This is a genomic window from Streptomyces sp. 71268 (genome assembly GCF_029392895.1).
Taxonomy (GTDB): Bacteria; Actinomycetota; Actinomycetes; order Streptomycetales; family Streptomycetaceae; genus Streptomyces.
Genome location: NZ_CP114200.1, coordinates 5,594,131 through 5,618,230, shown reverse-complemented (window position 1 = coordinate 5,618,230; position 24,100 = coordinate 5,594,131). Strand labels below are relative to the sequence as shown.

Here is a 24,100-nt window from a genome sequence, read left to right as displayed (position 1 = left end):
GCCTGCCCCCGGTCGGCGTGCCGCCTACCCGCCCTCGGCGGCCGCAGCCTGGCCCGCCGGGGGCGGCCCGGCCGGCCCGACTGGCCCGGCCGGCGCGCCGGCGGGTGGTTCCCAGTCGGCCAGCACCTCGCCGTCAGGCCGCTCGTCGGTGTCGCGCGGGCCGAGCAGGCTGACGGCGAGGGCGACGGCCAGGTTGACGGCGAGCGCGAGCAGCCCCGCGTTGACGCCCCACAGCGGATCGCGGTCGGTGAAGACCAGCACCGAGACCAGCGTGGCGCCCACCACGAGCCCGCTCAGCGCCCCGTACAGCGTCATCCGCCGCCACGCGAGGCCGACCAGCAGCATCGGCACGAGCTGCGCCATTCCCTCGTACGAGATCAGTGACAGCCGCACCAGCGTGTTCGGCGCGGTGTACGTCAGGAGCAGCGCCAGCGCGCCCGCCACCACGACCACCACCTGCGAACCGAGCTTCTGCCGGCTCGCCAGGCGCGGTACGAGACCCAGCACGCTGCGGCCCCACATGGTGCCGATGACCAGCATGAACACGGCCATCGGCACGATCGAGGACAGCGCGGCGGCCACCCCGATCACCCCGACCGCCCAGGCGGGCAGCGAGTCCACGACCAGCTTGAACAGCGCCAGGTTCGACTCGGCGCCCACCAGGCCCGGCACCACGAACAGCGCCGCCATGCCGAGCAGCATCGGCACCAGGAGCAGCACGTTGTAGATCGGCAGCGCCACCGCGTTGCGCCGCAGCGTGTCGGCGCTGCGCGCGCCGAGGTAACCGGCGACGGTGGTCGGGAAGATCACCACGGTCAGCGAGTTGAGGAAGCTGGTCGAGACGAACCACCCCTGGTCCAACCCGCCCGACGCGTGCCCGGGGAAGGTCAGCCACTGCGCCTTCTCGTCCACCAACCGGCCGAGGAAGTCCCCGTACCCGCCGAAGTAGTGCACCGGCACGTAGCACGCCAGGAAGCCGAGGGTGCCGATGACCAGCACGTCCTTGAGCACCGACACCCACGCGCTGCCGCGCAGCCCGCTGACCACGACGAAGCCGGTGGTGATCGCGAAGGCCAGGAAGTAGGCCCAGTTCAGGCTGATCGCCCCGTACGAGATGGTGGAGACCACCACGCCCATGCCGGTGATCTGCAACTGGATGTAGGGCAACAGGCACACCGTCGCGCCGACCGCCACCAGGGCGCCGAGCCAGGGCCGCCCGTACCGGTGCGCGACCATGTCGGTGATGCCCACCAGGCCGTGCCGCCGCGCGTACCCCCACAGCATCGGCCCGACCAGGTAGCCGACGGCGTAGCCGCACGACATGTACGCGATGACGTACAGCACCGGCGCGCCGACGTTGTAGCCCCAGCCGGCCGCGCCCAGGTAGCTGAAGCTGGTGTAGCCCTCGCCGGCCATCAGCACCCAGATGAACACGCTCCCGAGGCTGCGCCCGCCCACCGACCAGTCCGCGAGCCCGCCGCCCCGCTCGCCGCCGCCCTTCCGCGTCCCCCGGCCGACGCGTACCGACAGCAGCCCGAGCACGACGGTGAACACCATGAACGCGGCGAAGATCGAGGTGGCCACGGCGGCGTCGGCGCTCATGCCCGCCCCCGCCGACGGTCGCCCCGCCAGGCCAGCCACACCGCCACCGGCGTCAGCACGGTGGCCACCACCATCCAGAACAGCAGGAAGGGCAGCCCGAACACGGTCGGGTGGACCCGGTTGACCAGCGGCAGCGCGCCCAGGTACAGCACGTAGGGCGCGAGCAGCCACAGCAGGGAAGATCGTCGCAGCACGGCGCCCGACCCTAGCCGCCGCACCCCGTCGGGGGCGCGGCGCCCCGCCTGTGGGGTGCGTGGTCGGGGTGGGGCGGAGCGGGGCCGCGTGCGCACGCCGGCGGGTTCCGGTCCCGGCGCGCCGCGCGCCGACCGGGAACCACATCGGGCGTCGCGCCCTTCGCATGACCGGTGGCCGGCCGTTACCGCATGCGATAGGCGCCACGAGGGGTGCCACGAGCAACGAGTTCGAAAAGCCAAACGAAAAGCGGCGACGAAATCGTATTTTGTGCCTTTCCTGCCGAAGGGTTGTTATTGCGGGGGGGCGGGGATATTCGGCACGAGAAACGGGAGCGAGTAACGAGCGCCTTCTTCACGACGCTCGACTCACCATCCGGTACGGCGAATTCACCGTCCCACTCCTGTCGCCGCCGCCCTTCACGACGCACCCGGAAGTCGTTCTCGCGCCCGATGGCGCGGCTTCCGGGAGAAGAGGGCCGGCTGGCGCCGATCATCCCCTTGCATCCGGCAAGAATTCCCAGGAGGCGCGCTATGGCCACACCGTCCGAGACACCGACCATAACCGTCACCACCCAGGAGGACGCCCCCTCTCGCGACGGTCGCGTTCCTCCCACCGACCCGCCCTGCGGTCCGCCGGCCGACCCGCCCTGCGCGTGCCAGCCGAGGCAGTGCTGCTGTTGCTGCTGCTCGCCGCAACCGCCCGAGGGCTGCCCGCCACGCCCGCCGGGCGGTCCCCCAGGGCCGCCCGGCCCCCCGGGACCGCCGGGGAAACAGGGCCCGCCGGGGAAGCAGGGCCCGCCCGGCCTCCCGGGGTGCCCGGGCCCCACGGGTCCGGCCGGACCGGAGGGGCCAGCGGGGCCGCCAGGACCGCCGGGCCCGCGCGGACTGGAGGGACCGACGGGACCCGAGGGCCCACCCGGGCTGCCCGGGCCCGAGGGCTGCCCGGGCCCGATGGGGCCGCCGGGGCCACCGGGCAGGGACGGCAAGGACGGTAAGCCCGGTCCTGCCGGGCTGGACGGCGTCGACGGCCGCGACGGCCCCGTCGGGCCGCGCGGGCCCGAGGGAGTTCCGGGCCCGTGCGGCCCCACCGGACCCGCCGGCCCCCGAGGCTGCCGGGGCCCCAAGGGCGACCCGGGCGACCCTCCCAGCCGGGACTGCCTGCGCCAACTCATCAGGGAGTGCCTCACCGAGTTCGGCTTCTGCCCGCCCTGCTGACCGCCCGTACGCCAGGTGGGAATGCCGCGACCCGGCGCCCGCCGAGGCGCGCACAGCGCCGGCACCCCGTCCGCGACGACCGCCCCGGCCCGCCACAGGGTCGGGGCGGTCGTGCGTGCGCCACCCGCCCGCGTCCGGCTACTACCGGCGACAGCACTCCGAGGGCGAAGCCATGAGCCAGATCTTGTCCCCGAGACCGCCAGAAACCAGACCACCCTCCCCCTATTGGCCTTGGTACGGCCGCGATTGGCATGGCTACGGTCCGGGGCATGCGCATTCACGTGGTGACCGCCTTCACCGACCGACCGTTCACCGGAAACCCTGCGGGCGTGTGCCTGCTGCCCGCCGGGCCGTGGCCCCAGGACGCCTGGATGCAGCGGGTGGCCGCCGAGATGAACCACTCGGAGACCGCGTTCGCCCTGCCGCTGCCCGCGACGGACGAGGCCGACTGGGCCATTCGCTGGTTCGCCCCGCTCGTCGAGACCAACCTGTGCGGCCATGCCACATTGGCCACGGCGCACGTGCTGCGGACCGAACACGGCGTCCTCGGCGCCGTACGGTTCGCCAGCCGCCACAGCGGCACCCTCGTCACGCACGCCGACGCGAGCGGCGACATCACCCTGGACTTCCCGGCCGCGCCCGGCACCGAGGTGCCCGTACCGGACGGGCTGGTCAGCGTGCTCGGGACCGAACCCGAGGCGACGTACCGCACGGGCGCGCTCGGGGACCTGCTGACCGTCCTGCCCGACGAGACCACCGTCCGGGCCGTCACCCCCGACCTGGCCGCCATGGCCGAACTGACCCGCCGGGAGCGACTGCGGGGCGTCATCATCACGTCCCCACCGACCGTCGCCGACGTGCAACAGGGCCACGGTTCTCCGTACGACTTCGTCTCCCGCTTCTTCTCGCCGGCCGAGGGCATCCTTGAGGACCCCGCCACCGGCAGCGCCCACACGGCCCTCGCCCCGTACTGGTCGGCGCGGCTCGGCCGGGATCGGCTCACCGGGTTCCAGGTCTCCGCGCGCACCGGCGTGATCCACACCGCGCTGCACGGCGACCGCGTTCACCTCACGGGGAACGCCGTCACCGTCCTGGACGGCACCCTGCACGTCTGAACCCGCCGCCGCGCGGTGTCACGGGACCGGGCCCGCCCGGACCTGGCCCCGCGCGGGTTGACGGGCGTACGTACCGACGGGCGTGCGGGCTGAGGGGAGTGTGTGCCGGCGGGCATACGGGCTGGTGGGCGTGCGGACCCGCTCCTCCCGGTACGCGCGGGAAGAACGCCGGGGAAATGCTGGCCGATCGCGCTCAACTGCCTTATGCCTCCGCGCATATGACGCCATACGCATTTGGACTTAGACGCGGTGGTCCGGGGGTCATAGCGTCAAGAGCGTTCGCACCGGGAGACCAAGCGAGGAGAGCTCATCATGGTCGCCAGTCATGTGGAATCCACTGTCGCGTCCCCGAAGAAGCGGGGAAATCCGTTGAAGGGGGGAATCAAGCGGGCGACGCTCGCGAAGTGCGTCGCTGTTTCCCTGGCCGCCGCCACGGTCGGCTTCTGCACACTGGGCACCGCGGGCGCCCAGACCCCGGAGCAGGCCCCGGACAGGAAACAGGCCGAGATCATCAATTTCACGTTCCACAACGAGCAGTACGCGGAGAACGACCTCGCCCCGTCGGGAGCCAGCCTGGGAGACATGAACTCCTATTCCGGCTCGCTCGTCAAGGACGGCCGCACTATCGGCCGGGGCGGCGGTACGTGCCAGGGCGTGCACCTCGACGGCGCCAAGTTGACGATGCAGTGCCTGGTCACCCTGGACCTTGAGGGCGGCTCGCTGACCATGCAGTCGCTCGCGGTGAAGGATTCCAAGACGGTCGAGATGGCCATCACCGGCGGCACGGGCGCCTACAACACCGCGCGGGGCACGGTGCAGTGGTGGGACATCGGCGCGCCGATCGAGACGGTACGGGCCACCATCCTGCGCTGACGGGTACCTCACGCTTGCATTGACGCGTCACTGCGCCCAACGCCAGCAGCCTTTCCCCACGCACGAGGTGCGCTTGGCTGCTGGCGTGGGGCGGCGGCGTCGTTATCGCCGAGCGCGCTGCGGGACGGGACGAATGCCAAACCGACGCGCCCCGCACCACCTACGCGCCGAAGTCGCCCGCCTTCACACCCGCCACGAACGCCGACCAGGCCGACGCGTCGAAGGCCAACGCCGGACCACCGGGGTCCTTGGAGTCACGCACGGGAACGACTCCGGGAAATCCGGGGGCCACCTCGACGCAGTTGCCGCCGTTGTCGCCGCTGTAGCTGGACTTGCGCCACATCGCCGCGCTGAGATCGGGGGAGTTCATGTTGGCCATACCCTTCCATCACGTCTCTGATGAGAGCGGCGGACTCGTCGGCGGACAGGGCATCCGCCTACGCGCCGAAGTCCCCCGCCTTCACACCCGCCACAAACGCCGCCCACGTCGACGAACTGAAGGCAAGCGCCGGGCCGTTGGGGTCCTTGGAGTCACGCACGGGAACGACTCCGGGAAATCCGGGGGCCACCTCGACGCAGTTGCCGCCGTTGTTGCCGCTGTAGCTGGACTTGCGCCACATCGCCGCGCTGAGATCGGGGGTGTTCATGCTGGCCATACCCTTCCATCACGTCTCTGATGAGAGCGGCGGACTCGACGGCGGACAGGGCATCCGCCCGCAGCACATCGTAGTCCTGGGCATGCCTCGCGATAACTGCCGGATGAGAAGTGAAGTGGCCGCTGTCGAGTGACTCCGAGTACAGCCAGTCGCGCCCGTCGGGGAGCGTGATCAGCGACATCGGTGTGTTGGGGCGCAGGAGATCCGCATGTCCTGCTGGAGCGATCTGCACCCGGATGTTCGGCTGCCGCCCTACGGCCAACAGATGTGCGCACTGATCGCGCATCACACGCGGGCCGCCCACGACGGTGCGGAGTGCGCTTTCGTCGATGACACAGATCAACAGCGGTCCGTTCGAGTCGAGAAAGCGTTCTTGCCGACTGAGTCGTGCCCGTACAAGCTGCTCCACCTCGTCTTCGCTCAAGCTCTTCTGCTGGAACAGCGCCCGCGCGTAAGCCTCTGTCTGAAGTAGGCCGGGCATCACCTGGTTCTGGTACTCACGCAGCGCCGTCAACTTGGCGTCCATCTCCGCCCGGCGCTTGAACCAGTCAGGATGCTTGGGCTGCGCGGCGGCCCAGTCGATCGTCTCCCACATCTCCAACAGCAGCCCGTCGGCGCCCAGTAGGGCGTCGAAGACCTCGACATGTTTGCGGTCCGGCGTGCGGACGCCTGCTTCGAAGTGCCCAACGAGGGAACGGTCCACCGGCAGGACGCCGGCTAGCTGATCCTGCGTCATCCCTGCTCTGATCCGGAAGTGGCGCAACAGGGCGCCGAACAGTTCAGATGAGGTCGTACGGCCCGCCTGGGTCTTGGGTTTCACGTTCGATCACTCTCCGCATGTGACAGAGAAAGCCTTGTCACGCCCGCTTCAGTGGCGCGCCGACGCCACGTGAGCGACGATCGGGTCACAGACAGTAGCAACCTCGTTCAGCGTCTTATACCGGACTCGACAAACCCCAACTCCTCGATGTACGGGCCGAGTTGACGCCACACACGGCAAGCGTCCGGGCGCGGAGCCAACCCTTCCACCGGCCCGCCGGCCGCCGCGTCACCGCCCCGGGTTGGCGTCCCCGGGTCAAGCCCGGGGAGCAGCGCCGGCCCGCCACGTGGAACCTCTGCCGCCGCCCGTGACACCGCGAGGCCCGCGCAGGCCCCCGAGGGCCCGCACACACCCCGCCGGGCGGGCCGCCCCCGCCGGTCCGTACGGCCACCGCCCCGTCAGCCCGTGCGCAACGCCCCGAGCAGTCGCGCCAACGCGGCCTTGGTGTGGTCCAGGTCCGCGGGGTCGGAGGAGGAGGCGAGCCACAGGGCGGCCTCGTTCATCGCCCCCGACAGGAGGTGGACCAGCGGTGCGACCGGCTGCGGGGCGATGGTCCCCCGGTCGATGAGCAGGGACAGCGCGTCGGCGAGATGGCGGGCCGAGGCGGCCTCGTCCATCGCCCGCCACTGGCTCCAGCCCAGCACGGCGGGCCCGTCGACAAGCATGATCCGCTGGATGTCCGGATCGGTGGTCGCGGTGAGGAACTCCTCGCAACCGGCGGTCAGCCGGGTCCAGGGGTCGTCGTGAACGTCGGCGGCCACGGCCACGCGGCGGGCCACCTCCTGCTGCACCTCCTCCAGGACGGCGCGGAAGAGGTCCGCCTTGCCCGTGAAGTGGTGGTAGAGCGCGCCCTTGGTCACCCCGGCGGCCTGGACGATCTCCGCCAGGCCCACAGCGGCGTAGCCGCTGCCCGCGAACAGGCGCCTCCCCTCCCGCAGCAGCGCCTGCCTGGTCTGCTCCCGCCGCTGCGCCCGGATGCCGTCCTGTCGCATCGCACTCCTCATTGACATACCAGGGGTATGTGAATAGCTTCGTTGACATACCGATGGTATGCGAAAGGGTTCAGGCATGAGACTGACCGGCTTCTATCCCGTGATCTGCACAGCCAAGCCGCAGGAGTCCCGCGACTTCTACACCCGGCTGCTGGGCTTCGAGACGACGTTCGCGGCCGACTGGTACGTCAGCCTGCGCCGGCCGGGAGAGCCCGGATACGAACTCGCCCTCCTCGACCACACCCACCCGACGCTTCCCGAGGGCCACCGGGTCCCCGCACAGGGCCTGCTGCTCAACTTCGAGGTGGAGGACGTGGACGCGGAATGGGAACGGCTCGTCACCGGCGAGGGACTACGCCCCGTACTCGCCCTGCGCAGTGAGGACTTCGGGCAGCGGCACTTCATCGTGGCCGACCCCAACGGCGTCCTCATCGACGTGATCACGCCCATCACCCCCACCGCGGAGTACTCCGAGCAGTACGTCACCGGCTGACCGCGACAGGCCGGCCCTCCTACGCCCTGTTGCGGCCTACGCCTGCTCCGGCTAACAGCTGTTCCGGCCTACACCTGTCGGGCACGCCCTGGCCCCCCCCCGCAACGTGTGGGCGGTGCGGCTGGGGCGAGGCCGGCGCCGCCCTTCCCGTTCGCCGCCCCGAGAGGGGGGTCGCCGCCCCGTCCGTGCCCGTGTCCCCCACCGTCCCGCTCCGGCCCACCCACCTCCGTGCGCTCCACCCACCGACCGGGACGGGCCCCGCCTCACGGGTCTCAGCCGGTCTCAGCCCACCACCGTGTGCGTCAGCGTGTAGATCAGCAGCCCGGCCAACGCCCCCACCACCGTGCCGTTGATGCGGATGAACTGGAGGTCGCGGCCGATGTGGGCCTCGATCTTGCGGGAGGTGTGCTCCGCGTCCCAGCCCGCCACCGTCTCGGTGATCAGCGAGGTGATCTCGCCACGGTACGTCGTCACGACGTACACCGCCGCGTCCTCAAGCCAGCCGTCCACCTTGCGTTGCAGGCGCTCGTCGGTGGCCAGGCGGGTGCCCAGGGAGAGGATGGCCGCGCGGGCCCGCAGCCGCAGTTCGCTGCGCTCGTCCTCGGCCGCGGCGACGATCATCGCCCGGACCGAGCCCCAGGCCGACGCGATCAGGTCCTGTACCTCGCCGCGCCCGAGCACCTCGCTCTTGAGCCGCTCGACGCGGGCCCGGGTGTCCGTGTCGGACTGGAGGTCGCGCGCGAAGTCGGCCAGGAACCGGTCCACCGCGCCGCGCGCGGGATGGTCGGGCATGTGGCGCATCTCGGTCACGAAGCGCAGCAGCTCGCGATAGACCCGGTCGCCCACCTTGCGGTCCACGAACTTCGGCGTCCACCCCGGCGCACCGCCGGTCACCGCCTCCATGACGGAGTCGCTGTGCAGGGTCAGCCAGTCGTGGGCCCGCACGCACACCAGGTCCACCACCCGGCGGTGCCCGCCGTCGGCGACGACCTTCTCCAGCATGGTGCCCAGGCCCGGTGCGATCTCCTGGGCGTCGGCCCGGCGGGTTATCGCCTCGCCCACCACGGCCTGCACGTCCGCGTCGCGCAGCACGGTCAGCGCGCCGCGCACGGCGGTGGCCAGCTCCGCGGTAACCCGGTCCACGTGCGCCGGCTCGGCCAGCCAGGTGCCGAGCCTGCCGCCGATGCCGACGGCCCGCAGCCGCTGCCGTACGACGTCGCCGGCGAGAAAGTTCTCGCCGACGAACTCGCCCAGGCTGTGGCCGAGCTGGTCCTTCTTGGTCGGGATGATCGCCGTGTGCGGGATCGGCAGCCCCAGCGGGCGGCGGAACAGCGCCGTGACCGCGAACCAGTCCGCGAGCGCGCCCACCATCCCGGCCTCGGCCGCCGCCGCCACGTACCCGCTCCAGCCGCCGAGGCCGGCCGACTGGGCCCACTTGGCCAGCACGTACACCAGCGCGACGGCCAGCAGCAGGCCGGTGGCCAGCGTCTTCATCCGGCGCACGGCACGCTGCTTCTCCTGGTCGGCGGCGCTGAAGGCCAGCGGTCCGCCCGGCCCGCCGCCACCGGGGGCGGGCCTCGTCCCGCCCCCGGCCGGCCCCGGGCCGCCGCCGGTGTCCGCGTCCGCCACACCGCCCGTGCCCGCACCGCCCGTGCCCGCGCCGTCGATGTCCCCGTACGTCCGTTCCATCCACTCCACCCGATCGCGCCGATCCCCCCGGACATTGTCCTTCTGCCCTGCTCCGGCAACGAACGAGCCGCTCCCATCGATGCCGGGTCGGACCCTGACCGGACCCTGATCGATCCCCGAGCGGCCCCGAGAGGCGGGTCCAGGGGCGTGCCCGGGGCGCGCGGGCCGGCGACGAACGCCGCGGCGCGTCACGTCCCGCGAGCGCCGCGCCCCACTCCAGCGCGGCGGCCCGACCACGCCGCCCGTACCCGGCCGCGCCCCGCCCGTCCCCCGCCCGGGCCGCACGGGCCCGCGAGGCCCTCGCCGGCGCTCCGGGGCCGCCGCGCGGCCGCCCGCGCCGGTGCCGGGCCCGTGGCCCGACGGGCGGTCCGGGGCCTCCTCATGGGATCATGAGTGGCCGATCGGAGGCGCGACGGCGCTGCTGATCACCCGCAGTTCCCGACCCGCGGAGTCACTGGCTCCGCCTGCCCGAGGAGATCCCCGCACATGACCGTGAGCCCCCTGCCCAGGCGTACGGCCTATGCCGTGCTCGCTGCGCTGGCGGCCGTGGTGATCCTCGTCTCCACCGCGATATTCGTCGGTGTCGGCAAGAGCGACGGCACCGCCGAGCCGGCCACCGGCCACGGCAACGAGGCCGCGCCGGCCTCGGCCGGTAACTGGGTCGGCACCTGGGCCACCTCGCCCACCGCCGCCGAACCAGAGCGCGCCAACGGCCTGCCCCGCGTGTCCATACGCAACGTCGTCCGCATCAGCGTGGGCGGCCAGCAGATACGCATCCGGCTCTCCAACCTCTACGGCTCGCGGCCGCTGACCATCAGCCACGCCTCCGTGGCCCTGGCCGCCGCGCCCAGCGACCCGGCCGCCGCCAGCGACAGCATGCGGCGGCTGCGCTTCGACAACAGGGCCTCGGTGACTATCCCGGCCGGTGCCCACGTCATCAGCGACCCGGCCAGGCTCAGCGTCCCGGACGCCAGCGACCTCCTGGTCACCACGTATTCCCCGAGCCCGTCCGGCGCCGTCACCTATCACCCGCACGCCCGACAGATCTCGTACGCGGCGCGCGGCGACCACACCGAGGACACCTCGGGGGTCGCCTACACCGAGCAGAGCCCGTACTGGCGGTACCTGACCGGCGTGGACGTGTGGACGAACAAGGCGCGCGGCTCCGTCGCGGTGCTCGGCGACTCGATCACCGACGGCATCACCTCCACCATGGGCGCCAACCGCCGCTGGCCCGACTTCCTCGCCGAGCGGCTGCGCACCGAGCGCGGCGCGCCCCGCCTGGGCGTGCTCAACCAGGGCATCAGCGGCAACCGGGTGCTCACCGGCGGCAGCCAGACCCCGCCGCACAACCCCAGCGGCCTCTCCCGCTTCGACCGGGACGTACTCGGCCAGACGGGGGTGCGGGCGGTGGTCATCCACCTCGGCGTCAACGACATCCTGCGCCTCCCGCACGAGACCAACCCCGACCGCATCGTGGGCGGTCTGCGGCAGATGGTCGAGCAGGCGCACGCGCGCGGCCTGCGCGTGGTCGGCGGCACGCTGATGCCCTTCTACGGCCATCGGGGCTTCACGCCGGAGCTCAACGGGGTGCGCCAGGCCGTCAACGACCAGATCCGCGCCGGCGAGGTCTTCGACGAGGTCGTCGACTTCGACGCGGCCCTGCGCGACCCGGCTCAGCCGCTGCGGCTACTCCCCCAGTACGACTCGGGCGACCACCTCCACCCCAGTGACGAGGGCTACCGGGCCATGGCGCGCGCCCTGAACCTCCAGCACCTGCGCGGCGTGGCCGCGGCCACGCTCTGAGCGGCGGGGGTGCGGACGGTCCCGCCCTGAGCGGAGGGAGCGCGGACGGCCACACTCTGAGCGGCGGAGGCGCGGGCGGCCACGCTCCGCGCCGACTCCGCGCGGGGTGAGCGGACGTGTAGGCCGCCCGGGTGAACGGCGACCCGGCCCGCCCGCCTCGTCACCGCGCCGCGCCGCTCGCGTCCGGCCCGGGGCCGTCGAGTTCCCGCTTCGATCCGTCGAGTTCGCGCTCCTTGCGGAGCCGCTTCAGCTCCGCCTTCTCTTGGCGGCGGGCCTGCTTCTCGCGCTGGATGTCGGCCTTGCGCCGCTTGCGCTCGACGCCCACGGCCCCCCAGATCGCGAGGCCGGTCACGGTCACGCGCGGCGCCTCCGGGGCCCCGTCGCCGGTCGCCGCCTGGTCGAAGCCGCCCATGATGCCCACGCCGTTGACGTGCACCTCGACGTCCGGCGGCACGATCACCGAGATCCCGCCCATCAGCGCGAAGCAGCGGACCACCACGTCGCGCTCCTCGAACCGGGCGTCCCGCAGGTCGATCTCGCCGCCGCCCATCACCACGACCGAGGTGAACGCGCGGGGCATGACCCAGCGGCCGGCGCGCTGGAAGCCGCCCATCACGGCGAGGCCCCAGCGCGAGGTGGCCGGCCCGCCGATCCGCTCCGGCCAGGACGCGTCGGCGCCGGCCGGTTCGTGGGCCGGTCGCGGGGCCGGGCTCGCCATGGAGGCCGGCACCGGCAGGTCCCGTACCAGCGGTTCCAGGTCGGCATGGGTGCGCGCCGTGTACGCCAGCTCCAGCCGCTCCTCGAACTCCTCCATGGTCAGCCGCCCCTCGGCGACCGCTTCGCGCAACGCCTCGGCAACCCGTTCGCGCTCGGCGTCGGAAGCCCGCATCGGAGGGAGTTCACCGGTCATACGAACAGCCTACGCGGGCACGCGCGTGCGAGGCCCGCCCACTTCCGGGCGACCCCGAGGCGGGTGGACGCCCTAGCCGGCGCGCTCGGCGTACATCTTGGCGATCACGTCCTCGATGTCCGGTTCCCGCACCGAGAGGTCGACCAGCGGGTACGCCGCCGCGACGGCGGAGACGACGGGGGCGGCGCTGGCGGTGGCCGGGAACGCCAGCCACTGGCGCGGCCCCTCGACCCGGACCGTGCGCGCCCCCGGAATGCCCGTGATGGGCGGGAGTTCGCGCTCCAGGTCCACCACGAGGGTGCGTTCGCTCTCCCCCACGGCGTGCAGCCCCTCCAACCCGCCGTCGTACATGACCCGCCCGTGGTCGATCACCATCACGCGCCGGCACAACTGCTCGATGTCGGTCAGGTCGTGCGTGGTCAGCAGCACGGTCGTCCCCTGCTCGGCGTTCACCTCGCGCAGGAACTCGCGCACCTTGGCCTTGCTGATCACGTCGAGCCCGATGGTGGGCTCGTCCAGGTAGAGCACCTCCGGGTCATGCAGCAGCGCCGCCGCGATGTCGCCGCGCATCCGCTGCCCGAGCGAGAGCTGACGCACCGGCGCCTCCAACAGCTCGGCGAGGTCGAGCAGTTCCACGCACCGCTCCAGGTTGACCCGGTAGCGGTCGTCCGGAATCCGGTACATCCGCCGCACCAGCGCGTACGAGTCGCGCAGCGGCAGGTCCCACCACAGCGTGGTGCGCTGCCCGAAGACCACGCCCATCCGGCGGGCCAACCGGGTGCGGTCCGCGGCCGGGTCGATGCCCGCGACCCGCAGCTTCCCGCCGCTGGGCACCAGGATGCCGGTGAGCATCTTGATGGTGGTGGACTTGCCCGCGCCGTTGGGCCCGATGTAGCCCACCATCTCCCCGCGTGGCACCCGGAAGCTGATCCCGTCCACGGCCCGCACCTCGCGCCGCTCGCGCCGCACCCAGCCGGCCCGCCGCCGCACCGTGAAGACCTTCTCCACCTCGTCGACCTCGATGAACGCGGCGTCGTCCGCCGTCATCGCCTCGTACCCCTCTCCTGCTCGCCCCGGCACACTGCCGCCCCGAGGTCATGTGTCCCCTACACCCACCGCAACCGCTCGCGCACCCGCTCGCCCGCGCCCCGGCGCACGCCCACCCGCCGAGGCCCGCCGTCCGCCTCACACCCCCGCTCCGTACGCCCGCACGCCCGCGCCCGCCGGCCGCGTGCTCCCGCCGAACCGCCCGCGCCCGTCGCGGGGCGCTCAACTGCCCGTGCTGCGGTAGGCCCGCAGCCCCGCGCCCCAGGCCAGCCCGGCGAGCGCGCAGCAGGCCACCGCGACCAGCGGCGCGCCGAAGCCCACCCAGCCCGGCAGGCCGACCGGCTGTGGGCGGTCCAGGATGTGCAGCGCGGGGAGCCAGTTGACGAAGGCGAGCGGGATGACGAAGACGACCGCCCGCAGCACCTCCGTGGTGAAGACCGTGGGCGGGTACTGGAGCAGCGTCGTACCGCCGTACGTGAACGAACTCTGCACCTCGGCGGCGTCGCTGGCCCAGAACTGAAAGGCCGCGCCCGCCACGAACAGGGACGCGAAGATGGCCGCGCCGCTCACCAGCATCACCGGCAGCAGCAGCACCCGGTCCCAGGTCCAGTCCACGTCCAGGTGCGCGAGCGACCAGCCGAGCAGGACGACGCCCTGCACGATCCGCCCCATCCGGCGCAGCGCGAACCGGTCCGCCGCCACCTGCGCGAGCACCGGCACCGGGCGCACCAGAAGGGTGTCCATCGTCCCGTCCCGCACCCGCCGCCCGATCCGCTCGGTGCTGCCGAACAGCAGGTCGGTGATGCCGAAGGCGGTACTGCTGGTGCCGTAGAGGAACGTCACCTCGGCCAGGCCGAACCCGCCGAGCACGTCCACGTGGCTGAACATCAGCGCGATCACGGCGAAGTCGAGCGCGGTCACGACGAGGTTGCCCAGCGTCATGATGACGAACGAGGTGCGGTACGCCATCGTCGAGCGCACCCACATCCCCACGATCAGGAAGTACCCCCGTACGCCCTGGTACGCGCGCAGCCCCCGGTAGGCCCGCAACCCCCGCCCGGCCACCGCCTCCTCGTACCCCCACGCCTCCCGGCGCTCCCGCGCCGTCGCCCGCGCCGGCGTCTGCTCCGACGTCTGCTTCGGCGGACGCGCCCGTACGTCGTCGTCGGCCCGTGCCTCAGCCACCCTGGACCACCACCTTCCGGGTCGCCACGGACTGCAGGGCGCGCCCCGCGGCCAGCAGCACCACGGCCCAACCGGCCTGGAAGGCGAAGGCCGTGACGAGGCCGGTGCCCTGGTGCTCGCCGAGCAGCACGTCCGCGGGGACCTGGAGGATCGCCGACCAGGGCAGCACGGCGGCCAGGTCGCCCAGCGCCCCGGGGAAGACGTTGAGCGGCAGGATCATGCCGGAGAAGAACAGCGACAGCACGAGGCTGATCATGTTGAGCCCGGACCCGTCGAGCAGCCAGAACGCGGACAGGGCGACCAGGTAGCGGATGGCGAAGCTGACCAGGACCCCGAGGGCCACCGCGGCCAGGAAGTACAGCCAGGTCAACGGCGAGGTGGGGAGCGCCAGCTCGAAGACCAGCGATCCGACGAGCAGCGGCACGATGCCGCGGCCCAGCAGGTGGAACGAGGCCCGGCCCAGATCGCCGGCCAGCCACCACAGTTGCAGGTCCACCGGCCGGTACAGGTCGATGGCCACGTCCCCGGACCGGATGCGCTCCTGCAACTCCTCGTGAAAACCGCCCCCCAGCAGCGCCGACGCGGCCAGCAGCGCCTGCCCGAGCCAGACGAAGGTGACGGCCTGCTCCAGGTCGTAGCCGCCCAACTGCGGGCGCTGGTTCCACAGCGCGATGTACGTGTACGCGACGATGAAGCCGAAGACGGTGTTGGTGAACACCCCGGCGGCCGTGGCCGCCCAGTAGGTCGCGTAGCGTCGGAAACCACTCGCGATGACGGCCATGTGCAGCCGCACCTTCCATCCCTCCCCGGCCCTCGGCACCAAAGTCCACGAGCCTAGAGCGACAGTTGGGCGGCGAGCCAGGCATTATTCACCCTGTGGGGTGAGTTGCCCAGGCCAGTTGGCCGATCACAGAGCTGTCACAGGTGCGCGCCGCCTCCGCCGCGCGGAACGCATGATGCGACAGTGACTAGTGGGGCGTACGACGCTATTCGCCCGACATGTCAGCATTTATGCCGTGGCAGAACCATGGCAGAACCGTGGGCGGCGGCCGAGGAGTCCCTACACACATGACCGACGAGCCTCAGCAGCACAGCGCCGAAGGCGACGGCACCGCCGCCGCGGGGAGCGACCCCGGCGCTCAGCGCGGTGGTGGCGGCACCCAGCCCGCCGGCGGCCCGACCGCCGATCGGCCATCAGCACGACCAGGAGGTGCCGGCGCTCCCCCACAGGGCACCGGCCCCCGACGCACCGACCAGGACACCGGTCGCCAGCGGCCCGGCCACGCACCGGCCGGCCCCGGCGGCGCCACCCCCAGGGGCGCCCGTACCGGAACCCCCGACTCCCCCCACCCGGCCCACCCCCCGCGCGGCACCACCCGCCCGGCCGGCGACACCAAGCCCACCCCCGCACCCCGTGGCAACCGCCCCACCACCCTCGGCGAGGGTCTCGGCGCGGACCGCCCGGCATCCGCGTCCACCCCCGGCCGCGCCCGCCCCGCCGACCGCGCGACCTCCGCCCCCGGCGGCGGCACCACGGAACGCGCCGGCGCAGGCCGGGCCGACCGCGAGCGCCCGGCCGGTGAACGTAAGGCCGGCGAACGCCCTGGCGGTGAGCGCGCCGACGGCAAACGCCCGGCCGGCGAGCGTACGGCGGGTGAACGTACGGCTGGCGAGCGCGGCGAGCGCATGACCGGTGAGCGTACGAGCCGCCCCCGCGAGAGCACTGACGCCGACGTCCCGCGCGGCAAGCGCCCCACCGGCACGCCCTCCACGGCGCGCCCGGACCGGGACGCACAGGACACACGGGGCACACAGGGCGCACGGGACACACCGGACGCACGGGACGCGGAAGGCCCACGGAAGGCGGGAGGCCCACGTGACGCGCGGGCAGCGCGGAACGTACGGGACGTCCCCCCGGCCCGCGCCGCCGAGGAGACCGCCGTGCTGCGGCCCACGCCGAGCGAGGACACCGGTCGGCTGCCCGGGCCGCGCCAGGGATCCGGCCCCCGCACCCCGGCCGCCGGCACCCCGGCCGCCGGCAACCGGGCCGTCGGGGCGCGCGGCGCCACGGCGCGTCGCGACGTCACCGGGCCCGGCGACGACCAGACGGCCGTACTGCGCCCCACCCCGGGACGCCCCGACGCGGGCTGGGCCGGCGCGGGCCGCCCCGACACCGCCGCTCGCGGCGAGGAGACCGCCGTCCTGCGCCCGACCCCGGGCACGCCCGGCGCACGGCGCGGCCCGGGTCGCGGCGCGGCGGCAGCGGGTGGCGCCGCGGCGGCCGGCGGCGCGGGCGCGGCGATGGCCGCCGGGGGCGCCAGCGGCGGCCCGGGCGCGACCGGCGCCACGGGAAGCGCCGGCGCGGGCACCATCGGCAAGGGCCCCGGCGCGGGCGGCAAGGGCGGCGCGGGCGCCGGCGGTACCGGCGGCGGCAAGCCGCCCACCCCGCCCGCCGGCGCGAGCCCCGCGGACGGCTGGCCCGAGCGCCCCGACGGGGGCGACGCGACCGGCAAGGCAGGCAAGAAGGGCAAGAAGCAGCGCCCCAAGCGCACCGGCCTGCGCCGCCTGGTGCCCACCTGGCGCGTGGTGCTCGGCGCGTTCCTGTTCCTGCTCGTCCTCATCGGCGGCACGCTCGTCACCGGCTACCTGCTGGTCGACATCCCGGCCGCCAACAAGGCCGCGCTCGCGCAGAGCAACGTCTACCTCTACTCCGACGGCTCGCAACTCGCCCGCGAGGGCACCGTCAACCGCGAGAACGTGCCGCTGAGCAGCGTGCCCAAGCACACCCAGAACGCCGTACTCGCCGCCGAGGACCGCGACTTCCACTCGGAGTCGGCGGTCAACCCTGCGGCCATGGTCCGCGCCGCCTGGAACACCATGACCGGCAAGGGCAAGCAGTCCGGTTCCACCATCACCCAGCAGTACGTGAAGAACTACTACCTGGACCAGGAACAGACGGTCACCCGTAAGGCCAAGGAGTTCTTCATCGCGATCAAGCTCGATCGCGAGGTGAGCAAGGACGACATCCTGGAGGGCTACCTCAACACCAGTTACTTCGGGCGCAACGCGTATGGCATCCAGTCCGCCGCCCAGGCGTACTACGGCAAGGACTCCGACGAGCTGAACACCGCCGAGAGCGCCTACCTGGCCACCCTGCTCAACGCGCCCAGCGCGTACGACGTCGTCGTGCACCCCGAGAACAAGGGGCGCGCGCTGGCCCGTTGGAACTACGTGCTCGACGGCATGGTGGAGAAGGACTGGCTCGACAAGTCCGAGCGCGAGGCCATGAAGTTCCCCACGCCCGACCCCGCCAAGCCCACCTCCAGCATGTCCGGGCAGCGCGGCTACCTCGTCGAGGCGGTCAAGAACTACATCACCGCCAACGACATCATCGACGAGCAGGACCTGGCGGCCGGCGGCTACCGCATCACCACCACCATCGACAGGAAGAAGCAAGACGCCTTCGTCGAGACGATGGACGAACGCCTGATGAGCAAGCTCAGCAAGGCGAACAAGGTCGACAAGTACGTGCGCGCCGGCGGCGCCTCCATCGACCCGGCCAACGGCAAGGTGGTCGCCCTCTACGGCGGCATCGACTACACCAAGCAGTACGTCAACAACGCCACCCGGCGCGACTACCAGGTCGGCTCGATCTTCAAGCCGTTCGTCTTCACCTCGGCCGTCGAGAACGACTCGGTCACCCAGGGCGGCCAGCGGATCACCCCCAACACCGTGTACGACGGCAGCAACAAGCGCGAGGTCATCGGCCCGAACGGCGGCACCAACTACGCGCCGGCCAACGAGGACGACGTCAACTACGGGCAGATCAACGTCACCGGCGCCACCGACAATTCGGTCAACTCGGTCTACGCGCAGATGGCCCAGGACGTCGGCCCGGACAAGGTCAAGGACACCGCCATCAAGCTCGGCGTCCCCGAGAAGACCCCGGAGATGTTCGCCGGCCCGTCCATCGCGCTCGGCACCGCCCACGCCAGCGTCCTCGACATGACCGGGGCGTACGCCACGCTCGCCAACCACGGCAAGCGCGTCCCGCACACCCTGGTGGTCGAGATCACCAAGGACGGCGGCAAGGTCACCCTGCCGGACCGCACCCCCGAGCAGGCCGTCGCGCGCGACTCCGCCGACACCACGACCTCGATCCTGCGGAGCGTGGTCGCGGGCGGCACCGGCACCAAGGCACAGGCCGCGGGTCGCCCGGCGGCCGGCAAGACCGGCACCGCCGAGGAGGACAAGGCCGCCTGGTTCGCCGGCTACACGCCCGACCTCGCCACCGTCGTCGCGGTGATGGGCCAGGACTCCAACACCGGGGAGCAGAAGCCGCTCTACGGCGCGACGGGGTTGCGGCGCATCAACGGCGGCGGCTACCCCGCCGAGATCTGGGCCGACTACACGCGCAAGGCGCTGGAGGGCAAGAAGGCCACCGAGTTCGACCTCGAACTGGAGGACGGCGCCGACAACCCGTCGCTGCCCTCGACGGGCGACCCCACCGACGCGCCGACCGAGGGCGACACGCCGTCCGACGAGGGCACCACGCCCCCGGACTCGCAGGAGCCCACCGAGCCCGGCGACCCGCCATCCGACGACTCGTCGCCGCCCGCCACCGGCCTGCCCACCGAGCCCACCTTCACCCCGCCGACGGACTCGCCGTCCGGCGGCGCCACCGGTGACCCGGGTGGCGCCATAGGCGGCCCGGGCGGAGCCGGCGGCCCCGGCGGCGGCGACCCGGGCGGCGCGACCGGTGACCCGGGCGGGACCGGCGACCCCGGTGGCGCGACCGGCGACCCCGGCGGAGCCGGCGGCCCCGGTGGCGGCGACCCGGGCGGCACCCTGCCCGACCTCGGCACGGACCCGGAAGACGGCTTCTAGGTCAGCGCCCCACGACAGATCGGCCCCGACGACAGAACAGCCGCTCCCGAATCGGGAGCGGCTGTTCTGCTGGTACGTACGGGCGAGGCGGCCACGGGAGGCCACGGGCCGGGGCGCGGGAGGCCACGGGGCCGGGGGCGCGGGGCCGCGCGGGCGTCAGTGGCCCGACGTCGCCTTGAGGCCGACGACCGCCACGAGGAGCAGCACCACGAAGAAGATCCGGGCGGCGGTGGCGGGCTCGTTCAGCACCACCATGCCCAGCACGGCGGCCCCGGCCGCGCCGATGCCGACCCACACCCCGTAGGCGGTGCCGATCGGCAGCGTCTTGGCGGCCTGCGCCAGCAGCACCATGCTCGTGACGATCCCCGCGCCGGTGAACACGCTCGGCCACAGCCGGGTGAACCCCTCGGTGTACTTCATCCCGATCGACCAGCCCACCTCCAGCAGGCCGGCGACGATCAACAGAACCCAAGCCATGACGGCACCTCCGTGAACCACGTGCTTCAACAGGGGTGCGTCGTCTTTGCCTGACCCGGTACGGCGCGTCTCGTCGGGATGCCTCGACCCTAGCAAGGCACCGCGCGCGAGGTGGTGACGCGGACCACCACCCGGCCCCGGCGGCCGTCCCAGGCAACGATCCGGGCCCTACGACCCGGGCCGCAGGGCCCACGACACGGACCGGGGGCACAGGCTGGGGCGGCATAGGCTCGGCGGCACGAGCTTCGCCGCACAGGCTTGTCGGCACGGGCTCGCGGCTACAGGCCGGGCGGTGCGGGCTCGCGGCTACAGGTACAGACCTGTGGAGTCCTCCGACCCCTCCAGCCGCTCGGCGGCCACCGCGTGCAGGTCCCGCTCGCGCATCAGGACGTACGCGACGCCGCGCACCTCCACCTCGGCCCGGTCCTCTGGGTCGTACAGCACCCGGTCACCCGGCTCCACGGTCCGTACGTTCTGGCCCACCGCGACCACCTCGGCCCAGCCGAGGCGGCGGCCGACAGCGGCGGTGGCCGGAATGACGATGCCGCCGCTGGAACGGCGCTCACCCTCCGGGATGTCGGTACGGACCAGCACCCGGTCATGCAGCATCCGGATGGGCAGCTTGTCGTGGGACGTCTTGGCACTCACGCCATGAAGGTACCTGGCCCGGGCACGGCGGAACGCCGACGGGTCGGCCGTATGTCGCCGTCGCGCCAACCGGCGTCAGCCGTCCGCCCCGCGACCTCGGGGGCCCGCGCCGAGCCGAAGTCACGGCCGCACGGCGAGGGCCACGGCCCGGGGCGGGTCGCGCCCGGGCGGTTAGCGCTTGTCGCGCCGCGAGGCCGTCAGCAGGCCGACCACCGCGACCGCCACCAGCGCGACCGGCACGATGCGCTCCATCCGGGGCGCCCCGTCCTCGGTGACGAACTGGGCCCGCAGGTCGGTGACCGCGCGGTTGGCGGCCACGTACGCCTGCCCGGCCGTGCGGTCCACCGCCCCGGCCACCTTCGCCTTGGCGTCGCCGATGATCGTCTTCGGGTGCACCCGGATGCCGATCTCATCGAGCGTCACAGCGAGCGCTTGCCGCCTGCGAGCAATATCAGCCTCGATCTGCGCAGGGGTCCTGGCTTCCGACACCTCGCTGCCTCCGTCAATTCTCGATGGTCGTGGTGGACAGTCTGTCAGGTCGGCCGGATTCATGCCCCACGGAATCCCCCATCGTGGATCTGGCTAGGGTCGGAGTCAGCGCAACCATCCCCTAAGGAGAGTCATGAGCGAGCGACTGCGGCCCGGCGACACCGCCCCGGCCTTCACCCTCCCCGACGCGGACGGCGAGCAGGTGTCGCTCGCCGACCACGCCGGCCGCAAGGTCATCGTCTACTTCTACCCCGCCGCCCTTACCCCGGGCTGCACCAAGCAGGCGTGCGACTTCACCGACAACCTCGACTTCCTGGCCGGCCACGGCTACGACGTCATCGGCATCTCCCCCGACAAGCCGGAGAAGCTGGCCAAGTTCCGCGACAAGGAGGAGCTGAAGGTCACGCTCCTCGGCGACCCGGACAAGTCCGTCCTTGAGGCGTACGGCGCGTACGGCGAGAAGAAGCTGTACGGCAAGACCGTCACCGGCGTCATCCGCTCCACGGTCATCGTGGACGAGCAGGGCAAGGTCGAGCGCGCGCTGTACAACGTGAAGGCCACCGGGCATGTCGCGAAGATCATCAAGGACCTGGGCCTCTGACCCACCCTCGGCCACCTGACGGCCGACCGCTCCCCAGCGCCCGGCGCCCCGGCCCACCCACTCCGACCGGGCCGCCGGGCGCCGGCGCACCCGCCCGCGGCGCCCACCACCTCTCCCGACGGCTCGCCCCCCTTCGGCGTAACCCCGCCCCTCCCGACTCGTTAACCAGTTCGAAGCTGCGACACGTGGCCGCACGCGGAGGCGGCGGGAGAGCGAGGGGGCGTGGCATGGGGGCGCGGTACGTGGGGGAGGGGCGGGGCGAGCCGGTCGGCGGAGTGGAGCCTGCGGCCCTCGCCGCGGCGGTGGCGGGCAGTGTGTCGTGGGCCGGCGCGATGCGGCAGCTCGGCGTGCGGCCCAGCGGTGGGCGGCGGCGCTCCCTCCAGCGGCAGGTCGCCGAGCACGGCATCGACGCTGGCCACCTCACCGCGCGACGCGCCAGACACACCTACTCCGACGAGGCGATCGCCCGCGCCGTCGCCGCGTCCACGGCCCTGCACGAGGTGGCACGCGCACTGGGCATCCCTCCGGCGCCGGGCACGCTCAGCCACCTTCGCCGACGCATCGCCGCGGCAGGCATCGACGTCGGACACTTTCCGGCCATGCGCCGTCGCGGGACACCCGGACCGGACGAGGGCGGACCGGGCGGGCCGGACCTGCCGTGCGACCTGGCCGAGCTCGAACGGAAGGCGGCGGGCGTCGACAGCGTGCGCGCCCTGGCACGGGCCATCGGCTGGCCCGACGACGGACGCTCGCGCGCGGCCCTGCGCCGCCTGCTGACGCGGTACGACGTCGATGTGACGCACTTTCGCCCGGCCCGGAAGCCCCGCCCCGACCAGCGGCTCACCGAGGCGGTGGCCCGTTCCACGAGCTACGCGGCGGTCGTACGGGCCCTCGGCCTGCCGCCGCACGACGCCAGCACCCGCCGCGTGCAGCGCTGGTCGGCCCAACTCGGCCTGGACACCTCACACTTCGTCCGCCCGTCCCGGCGGGCCCGCGGGAGCGCTCGCTCCACCGCCGGGACCACCGACGTGCTCCGGGTGTGGCCGGTCGACGCGCCCCGCGTCAACCGGGAGCGGCTGCACCGCGCGCTGACCGAGCTGGGCGTACCGGCCCGCTGCGCGTTCTGTGGCAACGAGGGCGAGTGGCGTGGCACCCCGATCACCCTCCAGATCGATCACATCAGCGGCGACTGGCACGACAACCGTCCGGAGAACCTGCGCTACCTCTGCCCGAACTGTCACGCGACCACGGACACCTGGTGTCGCAACCGCCGGCGCGCCCCGGGCACCACGGACGTGAGCTGACCACCCGCCGTGCACCCGCCTGCCGATACAGCCACGCGCCCGCTACCATGGCTGGCGGCTAGCGGCCGTGGCGCAATTGGCTGACGCGCAGCACTTAGGATGCTGTGGGAGAAATCCCTTGAGGGTTCGAGTCCCTCCGGCCGCACAGCTTCGATTCGAAGGGCCGACCCGTTTCCATCCGGGTCGGCCCTTCGGCGCTTTCCGTGACGGTCCGACCGCCGCGCGGACCCTCCACGAGTGAGCCGGACACGGCAGGTCGGGCGGCCGTAGGGGAGGGAGTTCGGGCCCATTCGCCCCCGGTCCGACCGCCCGCGACCGGCCGGCTCACGTCACCCCACCAACTCCCGTACCACCGGCACCAGCCCCCGGAACGCCTTCCCCCGGTGGCTGATGGCGTTCTTCTCGTCGGCGGTCAGCTCCGCGCAGGTGCGGGTCTCGCCGTGGGGCTGGAGGATCGGGTCGTAGCCGAAGCCGCCGGTGCCGGCGGGCTCGTGGCGCAGGGTGCCCTCCAGGCGGCCCTCCACCACGCGCTCGGTGCCGTCGGGCAGGGCCAGGGCCGCGGCGCAGGTGAAGTGGGCGGCCCGGTGGGGGGTGTCGATGTCGCCGAGTTGGGCCAGCAGCAGGTCCAGGTTGGCCTGGTCGTCGCCGTGCCGGCCGGCCCAGCGCGCGGAGAAGATGCCCGGCGCGCCGCCGAGGACGTCCACGCACAGCCCCGAGTCGTCGGCCACCGCGGGCAGCCCCGTGGCCTTCGCCAGGGTGTGCGCCTTGAGCAGCGCGTTCTCGGCGAAGGTGACGCCGGTCTCCTTGACGTCGGGGATCTCGGGGTAGGCGTCGGCGCCGACGAGTTCGACGTCGAGGCCGGCGGCGGTCAGGATCGCGTGGAGTTCGGCGACCTTGTGGGTGTTGCGGGTGGCGAGAATGAGGCGGTTCATGCCCCGATTATCCGGCCCGCCACCCGGACCACGTCCCGCCCCCTCGCCGCACCCACGCTGCCGGCCGACCGCTACTGCCAGCCGGCCACACCGCCGGCCCGCCACCACCGCCGGTCGACCACCGGCCCTCCACCATCACCGGCCGACCGCCGCCCGCGCCGCCGG

General features: G+C 72.9%; 22 protein-coding genes, 1 tRNA gene and 1 riboswitch. Of the genes, 8 read left to right on the top strand and 15 right to left on the bottom strand.

The annotated features are described in order from the left end of the window. Positions 1 to 24: 24 nt before the first annotated feature. Both OYE22_RS22235 and OYE22_RS22230 read right to left on the bottom strand, forming a co-directional pair. On the bottom strand, positions 25 to 1,602 hold the full coding sequence (locus OYE22_RS22235) for a sodium:solute symporter family protein (RefSeq protein WP_277322040.1): 1,578 nt from the start codon (positions 1,600 to 1,602) through the stop codon (positions 25 to 27). After that, positions 1,599 to 1,796 (bottom strand): DUF3311 domain-containing protein, encoded by a 198-nt coding sequence (locus OYE22_RS22230; RefSeq protein ID WP_232110032.1) that lies wholly within the window; start codon positions 1,794 to 1,796, stop codon positions 1,599 to 1,601. The genes OYE22_RS22235 and OYE22_RS22230 overlap by 4 nt, the downstream gene beginning before the upstream one ends. 1,484 nt (positions 1,797 to 3,280) lie before the next feature. Here OYE22_RS22230 and OYE22_RS22225 point away from each other — a divergent pair. Both OYE22_RS22225 and OYE22_RS22220 read left to right on the top strand, forming a co-directional pair. Then, the gene (locus OYE22_RS22225) at positions 3,281 to 4,126 is read left to right on the top strand and encodes a PhzF family phenazine biosynthesis protein (protein ID WP_277322039.1); all 846 of its coding nucleotides are present in this window, start codon (positions 3,281 to 3,283) and stop codon (positions 4,124 to 4,126) included. A gap of 312 nt (positions 4,127 to 4,438) precedes the next feature. Continuing rightward, on the top strand, positions 4,439 to 4,999 hold the full coding sequence (locus OYE22_RS22220; protein WP_277322038.1) for a dirigent protein: 561 nt from the start codon (positions 4,439 to 4,441) through the stop codon (positions 4,997 to 4,999). Between the two features lie 160 nt (positions 5,000 to 5,159). Here OYE22_RS22220 and OYE22_RS22215 read toward each other — a convergent pair whose 3' ends face one another. The 4 genes from OYE22_RS22215 to OYE22_RS22200 all read right to left on the bottom strand — a co-directional run bounded on the left by OYE22_RS22215 (position 5,160) and on the right by OYE22_RS22200 (position 7,467). Further along, complete coding sequence (locus OYE22_RS22215; protein WP_277322037.1) at positions 5,160 to 5,378, bottom strand: DUF397 domain-containing protein; 219 nt, start codon at positions 5,376 to 5,378, stop codon at positions 5,160 to 5,162. Between the two features lie 58 nt (positions 5,379 to 5,436). Beyond that, positions 5,437 to 5,619, bottom strand: coding sequence for a DUF397 domain-containing protein (locus OYE22_RS22210; protein WP_277322036.1), 183 nt, complete (start codon positions 5,617 to 5,619; stop codon positions 5,437 to 5,439). Next, positions 5,531 to 6,475: a helix-turn-helix transcriptional regulator gene (locus OYE22_RS22205; RefSeq protein ID WP_277322035.1), complete on the bottom strand. Its 945-nt coding sequence runs from the start codon at positions 6,473 to 6,475 to the stop codon at positions 5,531 to 5,533. The genes OYE22_RS22210 and OYE22_RS22205 overlap by 89 nt, the downstream gene beginning before the upstream one ends. A 398-nt stretch (positions 6,476 to 6,873) precedes the next feature. Continuing rightward, a complete protein-coding gene (locus tag OYE22_RS22200) occupies positions 6,874 to 7,467 on the bottom strand; it encodes a TetR/AcrR family transcriptional regulator (RefSeq protein WP_277322034.1) in 594 nt (197 codons plus the stop codon). 76 nt (positions 7,468 to 7,543) lie between these two features. Here OYE22_RS22200 and OYE22_RS22195 point away from each other — a divergent pair, with 76 nt between their 5' ends. Beyond that, positions 7,544 to 7,960 carry a VOC family protein gene (locus OYE22_RS22195; protein WP_277322033.1) on the top strand — a complete coding sequence of 139 codons (417 nt, stop codon included), beginning with the start codon at positions 7,544 to 7,546 and terminating at the stop codon, positions 7,958 to 7,960. A 282-nt stretch (positions 7,961 to 8,242) separates the two neighbouring features. Here the strand turns inward: OYE22_RS22195 and OYE22_RS22190 are convergent, their stop codons facing one another. Then, complete coding sequence (locus tag OYE22_RS22190) at positions 8,243 to 9,649, bottom strand: DUF445 domain-containing protein (RefSeq protein ID WP_277322032.1); 1,407 nt, start codon at positions 9,647 to 9,649, stop codon at positions 8,243 to 8,245. A gap of 486 nt (positions 9,650 to 10,135) precedes the next feature. Here OYE22_RS22190 and OYE22_RS22185 point away from each other — a divergent pair, with 486 nt between their 5' ends. Then, complete coding sequence (locus OYE22_RS22185; protein WP_277322031.1) at positions 10,136 to 11,455, top strand: SGNH/GDSL hydrolase family protein; 1,320 nt, start codon at positions 10,136 to 10,138, stop codon at positions 11,453 to 11,455. 160 nt (positions 11,456 to 11,615) lie between these two features. Here OYE22_RS22185 and OYE22_RS22180 read toward each other — a convergent pair whose 3' ends face one another. From OYE22_RS22180 to OYE22_RS22165, 4 genes are all read right to left on the bottom strand, one after another. Further along, positions 11,616 to 12,365, bottom strand: a complete 750-nt coding sequence (locus OYE22_RS22180; RefSeq protein ID WP_277322030.1) for a DUF1707 domain-containing protein — start codon at positions 12,363 to 12,365, stop codon at positions 11,616 to 11,618. 72 nt (positions 12,366 to 12,437) lie between these two features. Continuing rightward, on the bottom strand, positions 12,438 to 13,412 hold the full coding sequence (locus OYE22_RS22175) for an ATP-binding cassette domain-containing protein (protein WP_277322029.1): 975 nt from the start codon (positions 13,410 to 13,412) through the stop codon (positions 12,438 to 12,440). Between the two features lie 222 nt (positions 13,413 to 13,634). Further along, on the bottom strand, positions 13,635 to 14,399 hold the full coding sequence (locus tag OYE22_RS22170) for an ABC transporter permease (protein WP_277324263.1): 765 nt from the start codon (positions 14,397 to 14,399) through the stop codon (positions 13,635 to 13,637). Between the two features lie 190 nt (positions 14,400 to 14,589). Then, positions 14,590 to 15,390, bottom strand: a complete 801-nt coding sequence (locus OYE22_RS22165) for an ABC-2 family transporter protein (protein ID WP_277322028.1) — start codon at positions 15,388 to 15,390, stop codon at positions 14,590 to 14,592. Positions 15,391 to 16,898: 1,508 nt separating this feature from the next. Between OYE22_RS22165 and OYE22_RS22160 the strand changes: the two genes are divergently transcribed. Further along, complete coding sequence (locus tag OYE22_RS22160) at positions 16,899 to 19,484, top strand: transglycosylase domain-containing protein (RefSeq protein WP_277324262.1); 2,586 nt, start codon at positions 16,899 to 16,901, stop codon at positions 19,482 to 19,484. 156 nt (positions 19,485 to 19,640) lie between these two features. Here OYE22_RS22160 and OYE22_RS22155 read toward each other — a convergent pair whose 3' ends face one another. From OYE22_RS22155 to OYE22_RS22145, 3 genes are all read right to left on the bottom strand, one after another. Beyond that, a complete protein-coding gene (locus tag OYE22_RS22155; RefSeq protein WP_277322027.1) occupies positions 19,641 to 19,961 on the bottom strand; it encodes a multidrug efflux SMR transporter in 321 nt (106 codons plus the stop codon). 34 nt (positions 19,962 to 19,995) lie between these two features. Further along, positions 19,996 to 20,065: riboswitch (guanidine-III (ykkC-III) riboswitch) on the bottom strand. A gap of 202 nt (positions 20,066 to 20,267) precedes the next feature. Further along, positions 20,268 to 20,570 carry a co-chaperone GroES gene (locus tag OYE22_RS22150; RefSeq protein ID WP_176166088.1) on the bottom strand — a complete coding sequence of 101 codons (303 nt, stop codon included), beginning with the start codon at positions 20,568 to 20,570 and terminating at the stop codon, positions 20,268 to 20,270. A 210-nt stretch (positions 20,571 to 20,780) separates the two neighbouring features. Then, positions 20,781 to 21,098: a DUF3618 domain-containing protein gene (locus tag OYE22_RS22145; protein ID WP_277322026.1), complete on the bottom strand. Its 318-nt coding sequence runs from the start codon at positions 21,096 to 21,098 to the stop codon at positions 20,781 to 20,783. Positions 21,099 to 21,231: 133 nt separating this feature from the next. Between OYE22_RS22145 and bcp the strand changes: the two genes are divergently transcribed. The 3 genes from bcp (at position 21,232) to OYE22_RS22130 (ending at position 23,148) form a co-directional block, all read left to right on the top strand. Then, positions 21,232 to 21,699, top strand: coding sequence for a thioredoxin-dependent thiol peroxidase (gene bcp, locus OYE22_RS22140; RefSeq protein WP_277322025.1), 468 nt, complete (start codon positions 21,232 to 21,234; stop codon positions 21,697 to 21,699). Between the two features lie 227 nt (positions 21,700 to 21,926). Further along, entirely contained in the window at positions 21,927 to 23,003 is a 1,077-nt protein-coding gene (locus OYE22_RS22135; protein ID WP_277322024.1) for an HNH endonuclease, read from the top strand. Between the two features lie 61 nt (positions 23,004 to 23,064). Beyond that, positions 23,065 to 23,148, top strand: a tRNA-Leu gene (locus tag OYE22_RS22130). Between the two features lie 184 nt (positions 23,149 to 23,332). Here the strand turns inward: OYE22_RS22130 and rdgB are convergent. Next, positions 23,333 to 23,935 (bottom strand): RdgB/HAM1 family non-canonical purine NTP pyrophosphatase, encoded by a 603-nt coding sequence (rdgB, locus tag OYE22_RS22125; RefSeq protein ID WP_277322023.1) that lies wholly within the window; start codon positions 23,933 to 23,935, stop codon positions 23,333 to 23,335. Positions 23,936 to 24,100: the final 165 nt, after the last annotated feature.